1 protein-coding gene is annotated in these 6,300 nt (G+C 71.6%); it reads right to left on the bottom strand.

Features of this window, described 5'->3' with window-relative positions:
* The coding region (locus tag OUY22_RS35135) for a hypothetical protein (protein WP_270159627.1) at nt 1–6,182 on the bottom strand (6,182 nt) is incomplete at its 3' end.
* Between the last annotated feature and the right edge of the window lie 118 nt (nt 6,183–6,300).

The raw sequence follows: 6,300 nt of genomic DNA, 5'->3' as shown, positions 1-6,300 counted from the left end.
GAGGGCGTGCTGCCCCCGGCGGACCAGCCCTGGGCGACGCTGCTGCCCACCGGCGCCGCCGACTTGCGGACATCGGCGGGCCAGACGGGCTTGACGGCGTCCACCGCGAAGACGCCGCGCTGGTTCAGCGCGTGGGTGACCTGCTGCGCGAACGAGCCGGACACCGGAGAGTTCAGGAACACGCCGCGCAGGTCGAGGCGGACCCTGTCGGCGGCCTCCAGCAGGGCGGGGGGCAGGGTGGCGAACGCCTCGGCGAACCCGCCGTCCGGCTTCGCGCTGGTCACCGAACCGTCGGGGGAGGCCACGTACTCGTGGATGCCGTCGGCCTCCCGGACCCGCACCCGCGCCGGGACGCCGCGCTCGCGGGCGGCCAGGCGCGCGTCCTGCAGCACCTGGATCAGTCCGTGACGGCCGGTCTCCGGGACGAACCGGAACGGCTCCGCCTCCGGAGCGGAGGGGGGAGCGAGCCGTACGTCCGACTCCATCCGGGAGATGATCTCCTCAAGCTCCTGTTGGGTGAGGATGACGTCCGCCCAGCCGCTCGTGAGGCCCGTCCGGTGGGCGGGTTCGCCGACGAGCCGCTCCTCCTGGTTCGGCAGGCGGGCGACGTGCTGGTAGGTGGCGTCGTAGTCCACCCTGAACCGGACGATGAAGAGGTTGCCCTTCTCGAAGCTGCTGCGCTCGCGCCGGGCGCCGTGATGGTCGGTCACGCTCTCCGACGCCTGCTCGCCGCCGCGGACGCCGCCGTTGAGGCCGGTGGCGCCGTCGCTCTGGCCGGCGCTGAGGCCGAGGGGCAGCGCCCGGCTGCGGGTGATCGAGGCGTTGAGTGAGTCGGCCTTCCTGTCGACCTGGCCCTTCTCGCCCTCGAACGGTCCGGCGATGACGGTGAGGTCCGAGGTGCGGGCATGGATGGTGATCCGGGCGCCCTGGTTCCTGAACCGCAGGTCGTTGATCGGTATCACGATGCCCTCCGGTCCCGACATCCGCTCGAAGGCGGCCAGCAGGGCCGACCGCTTGAGACGCTCGTCCAGCACCGCCCGGCTCTCCCGGAGGGCCTTGGCCCCGAAGATCTTCGACACCTGCCGGCTGACCACCTCCAGCAGGTCGGGCTTGGCCGGATCCTCCCAGAGCGCCACGGGGAACTGCCCGGCCCGCAGTTCGGCCGGACGGGGGTCGCTCACGATGGAGACCGGCCCCGGGTCCCGGTCAGCGGGCGTGATCATGCCGGTCGGGACAGGCCGGGTCAGCGAGGCGTTGAACACGACCGGAGGGCCGAAGACCGGCTCGGCGCCCACCTTGTGCCGGGAGACGTCGATGACGACGATCAGGCCGTCCTGCTCGATCTGGTAGTTGCCGATGAACAGGCTCAGCCGGTTCAGCCGGGTGCCCTGCTCGTTGGCGGAGTGCGAGAACGCGTACCCCCGGTCCGTCCAGACGCCCGCCCCCTGGCCGTCGCCGTGGTCGCCGCCGCCGTATTCCAGACCGGCCGCGTAGGAGCCCGTCCGGGTCTCCGAGCGGGTGCGGTCGATGTAGTCGTAGTGCTGCTTGATGAGACCCGACGTCTGCGAATGCCTGAGGACCTCCGCCCGCCGCTCACCCGCCGGGTCGTCGTACAGCAGCCGGTACCTGACCGTCAGCTCCTCGGACGGCGTCGCCTGCGACAGGTCCATCCGCAGCCCGTAGGGCTTCCGGTGGCCACGACGTGACCACGCGTCGTCGACGTGGATCTTGATGGCTTTCTCGGAGAAGTCGCTGTCCAGCTGGGCCAGGAGGTCCGGGTCCTGGGCCAGCTCGGGGGCGCCGGCCTCGATGGCGGCCACCACGGCGTCGACCGAGGTGACGGCCTCGCCCTGGTCGTCGCTCAGGACGAGCGACTCCACCAGCCCCGTCCCTGTCGCGCTCACGAACGACGGCGCCACCACGACGTCGCGGGAGCGTTCGATGAGCTCGGCCGCCTCGCTCAGCGCGTTCTGGAGCCGCTGCTCCTCGCTGGTGTCCGGGGCGCCGGGGACCGGGCCGAGTCCGGTCAGCTCCTGCACCTTGGCGAGCAGCGCGGCCGGCGTGTGCCGGTCGGCGTAGCCCACGTCCTGGCCGGCGGCCCGAGCCTGGGCGACGTCCTTGAGGTACTTCTGGGCGAGGGGCACGGCCAGGCCGGCGTCCAGGGGCAGGCTGCCGTTGAGCAGGCGCTCGACGGCGTCGCCCACCAGGCGGCCCGGCAGGTTCAGCCTGCCCTCCGTGTACAGGACCAGCGCGTCGTACTCGGAGATCGACAACAGCCCGGTGCCCGTCGCCTCGGTGGTCCTCGTGCCCAGCCCGAGTCGTTCCGCGATCGGCAGCCCGGACGTCGCGGACTCCGAGCCGGTCAGCGTGAGATCGATCGACGCCCTGATGACGTACTGGCGGCCGAAGTCGATCAGGAGCTCCTCGGTGCCCCAGATGTTGAGGATCGACTGCGAGGTGGAGCTGCCCGACGAGCGGGCGGGGGCGCCCAGTGTGCCGCTGTCGCTGGTCTGCCCGCCGTCGTCCAGGTCGCCGATCTTCCCCGAGCCGCCGACGTTGTGGCCGGTCGAACCGCCCCAGGACACGCCGGCGCTGCCGAGCCCGAACAGGATCTTGCCGTCCACCTGGTCGACCACGGCGACGACCTCGGCCTGGCCCAGTTCCGCCGACACCGACAGCGACGAGCGCACCGGTATTCCCTGAGGACGGACGACCGTGTTGGTGAGGACGGGCCCGTTGAGGATCTTGGCGTGCGCGACCAGGTTGCGCACGTTCAGCGTCGAGAAGATCTTCTGGAACGCCGGAGAGTCCGTGCGCGTCGCCCAGGGCAGCACCTTGCGCGCCGCCTGCCACGCCCCGGGCACGTCCAGATGGAGCAGCGTCATCTTGCTCCTGGCCGCCGCGGGCACCTCGCCGAGCGGAGCCGGCGGCGTCGAGGTGTCCGATGGCAGCAGGTCCGCGGCGAACAACAGCCTGGCGGTGCCCCGCTCGGACGCCAGCAGCGTGGGCCTGTCGTCGTGCAGAAGCTCGACCGTCAGGTGGTGGGCCAGTGAGAAGATCGCGACAGGGCCCGTGCTCTCGTAGAGCACCACCTCGTTGGTCGTGTTGCCGCCGCTGGAACCGATCGAGCGGCCCCTCTGGTAGTCGTACCGGCCGCCGGCGTCGTGCACCGTCCCGTCCAGCCCTTCTGCGGGGCCGTCGCTCAGGCCGAGGAACCCGCCGACGCCGCCGCTCCTGGACCGGCCCGAGGCGCGGGCCGTGGTGTCGGAGCTGATCTCGAGATTGACCACCGTCTCGGCATCGGTGTGCCCGATGTAGCGTGCTCCGCCGCCGAAGTGCTGCTTCAGGGAGATCTTCAGCGTGAAGTGCTCAGGCGCGCCGTTGACGCCCAGCTTCACCAGATCGAAGATGATGCCGTCCTGCGCCAGCGAGTCGTACGCGCTTCTGATCCGATGCTCGGACAGCTGCTCGGTGACCTCCTGCAGATTGAGGATCTGGGCGGCGCGCGCGAGGTCGCCGAAAGCGTACTTCGGTTCGCCGTTCACGGTCTTCGGGATCAGGCCGCGTTCCGCGAGCTGGTCCAGCACCTTCCGCCGGACCGTGTCCAGCCCGTCGATGTCCTGGACGAGGCCGGGTCCCGCGCCGCGCATCCGCCCCGGGCCGTCGCCGAGCGACACCGGCAGTTCGGCCCTGCGGCCGGGAGGCGCCTCCGGGCTGGGTTCGCCCCGCACCAGCGCGTTCCCGTCGGCGTCGGTGACCGGCCGGCCGTTGCGGTACCTCAGCGCGTTCCGGTCGACAGGCAGGCCGAAGCGGTAGGCGGCCGCCTCCCGCATGCTCGCGGTCACCGTGCTGTGCAGCGTGGGCAGCGTGACCGGGGGCTTGCCGAACTTCTCCACGGTGAACGTGGTCTCCACCGCGAGCCGGTACGTCTGCTTCCGGCCGATCTTCCGGTGCACGCTCGGGTGGATCGCCTGCTTGTTGGCCGTCACCGAGGCCGATCGCGACCTGCCCATGGAGCCCTTGATCCTGGGGCCGATGCTGGGACGGTAGTCGCCGGGGCCGTTCACATCCTCCAACAGGGGATTGCGGAGCCCCGCCGAAAGCTCGCCGCCGACCGACCTGTTGGACGACAGACCGCCGGGGGTGGCGACGAAGTCCACGAGGACCTCTTCCTCCCACTCCTCCGCGGTCGCGCCGCCCAGCGGCTCGGCGGCCACCAGCACGATTCTGCTCTCGGCGCGCACCCGCGCGTGCGGCCTGCCGTCGACGGTGAAGACGCGTTCGATCCCGGTGTTGACCGCGTCCCGCAACCGGTGGGGCAGTTCGTGGGAGACGAAGGCGCGCAGGTTCGCCCGCTCGATCTCGCCGATCTTGGCATAGTCACCGCCGAGCTCCTGCGCGATCACGTCGAACGCGTCCTGCAGGCCGCTCATCTCGCTGACCACGACGTTGGGGAGCTGGTGGACGCGCTGATCCTCGGAGATCCGGACGAGCCTGCGCGGTGGCTGGTCGGTGTAGGAATGCGAGAACCACAGGCGTTGCGCGCCGGGGTCCCCCGGTGTGCCGGTGTCCACCACGGTGGTGTCCCGCCAGGCGGTCTGCTGCCCGGTGCGGATCTCGACGGTCCACGCGGCGGCGGCGTCGAAGAGCAGGGACTCGCTCCTGTTGTCCGCGACGGAGCCGCCCTGCGCGAACATGCCGGCGCCACCGGTAGCGGAGTTGCCGCGCCCGCCGCTTCCTCCGACGCTGACGCCCAGAGTCTGGGTCAACGCCTGATACCACTCGCCTTCCGGCATGAGCTTGGCCAGCACACTGGTGTCGAAGCCGCCGGACATGCCGCCGCTGCCCGACTGGGTCGCGGTGACCGTACGGGCAGCCTGGAAGAACAGGCCCACCATCATCTCCGACGCCTTGATGCCGGGGTTGAGCACCTCGGCCAGGTCGGAGAGCGTGAGCTTGAACCGGATCTCCGCAGCCGTGTCACCGTGGCCCACACGCAGCACCAGACCGTCGGGGGAGACGACCCGGTGGAAGTCCGCCCGCAGGACGCGTTCCAGCTCGTCCGGGGCGAACCGGTGCCGGGCTCCGTTGCGTGCCAGCAGGTCGTTGACGGCGGTGGTGAGGGCGGACAGGTGGGCGAGCGTGCCCGCGGGCAGGGTCGTGGTCAGGGCGGCCTGCCGCGGCAGCGCCCTGGTCAGGGCCCTGAGGTAGCTCTGGTGGCGCCGCCGCGCCGCCGCCTCGGCCCGCCGGGCGGACTTGGGCGGGGTCAGCTGCCCGAGATGGTTCGGCGCGGGCGCCCGCCGCAACGACGACAGGAGCTGCTCGTACGCCTGCCTGGACTGGCCGGCTCTCACCAGGGCGGTCTCGTACGCCTTGGCGATGCGGAGGTGCCGGCGTTGCGTGACCCGGTGTTGCAGGTGGGCCTTGCGCGCCTTCCTGGCGCGCTCGATCCGGCCCGAGTCGTGCTGCCGCAGCGCCTTCCTGGCTTCCTGGGTGGACTTGAGCGCTTCCTCGCGCGCCTGCGCGGCGCTGGCGGTCTTCGCCGCGATCTGGGCCCGGAGCTCCTGTTCGGCCCGGGTCAGCGTGTCGATGACGGCCTGCACCTCGTCGATGGAGGGCCGTCCCTCGGGGAGCGGCGGCGCGTGTCGCCGCCGGATCTCCTGCGTGGGCGCCCACGGCGGCAGGGGCGGGGTGTGGCCGCGGCCGAGCAGGTCGCGGTTCACCCCGTCGATCTCGACGGCGAGCAGCCGTTTGTCCGGCCAGGCCGGAGCGTTGTGCCACTGGTCGGTCAGCATCGCCAGCTCGTTGAACCGGGCGTCCACGCACGCGTCCCGCCTGGCCTGTTCGGGGGTGGGACGCATGAGGACGGGCAGCCGCTCGGCGCGGACCTGCTGCAGCGTGTCGGTGATCTCGTGCAGCCAGATCCGGGCCAGCTGGTCGTCGGCGACGCGCGGGTTGAAGCGGACCTCATGGGGGCGGCTCTCGTCGGAGACCCCCTTGGCGACCTTGGTCCGGGCCATCTCGTCGCGCCGGTTTCTCGAACCCACGACGGGCCTGAAGTAGTGGGTGCCCTCGGTCGAGGTGTGCACCGCCAGCGTCCGGCCGTCGTCCGACCAGGTGAGGCCGGTCACGCTCCCGTCGAGGAAATAGCCGGTGAGCAGCTCGTCCGTGGCCGCCCGCACGGCGTCGAGGGTCAGGTCGGGCCCCTGGCGGCCGTCGGTCACGAACCTGGTGCCGGCGATCGGCCGCGACGTGACGGTGCCCGGCCTGCTCTGGTACATGGTCGTGCCGCCGGGCGAC

It is taken from the genome of Nonomuraea corallina (genome assembly GCF_027620315.1).
GTDB classification, from domain to species: domain Bacteria; phylum Actinomycetota; class Actinomycetes; order Streptosporangiales; family Streptosporangiaceae; genus Nonomuraea; species Nonomuraea corallina.
The sequence above is the reverse complement of the archived record's forward strand: the minus strand, read 5'-3'. Positions and strand labels throughout refer to the sequence as shown.